A 273-nucleotide genomic window follows, 5' to 3' on the forward strand; every position below is an offset into this window, starting at 1 on the left:
TGGGCGCCAGCCCCAGCTTCTTGGCCAGCTCGGCCAGTTGCCCGCGAGCGACCTCCAGCAAGCGGCTGTCGGTGGGGTGGGCAATGGCCTTCTCCTGCACCGTGGTGTCGACGATGACGCGCTCGAACTCGCTCTTTTTGACCGCCTGGATGCGCACCGCCGTCTCGATGGTGGTCTTGAGCAGTTGCTCCACCCCCGCCTCACCGAGCACCCGACGAAAGCGCCCGATCTGGCTGGGATCGCATGGCAGGCGATGCTCGAAATACTCCTGTC

At 65.6% G+C, this 273-nt stretch carries 1 pseudogene; it reads right to left on the minus strand.

The window, feature by feature from the left end:
• Positions 1–273 (minus strand): annotated as a pseudogene (locus ABG80_RS03240) (IS5/IS1182 family transposase); the annotation flags it as partial.

Origin of the sequence: Aquabacterium parvum (assembly GCF_001447195.1) — a bacterium.
GTDB lineage: Bacteria > Pseudomonadota > Gammaproteobacteria > Burkholderiales > Burkholderiaceae_C > Aquabacterium > Aquabacterium parvum.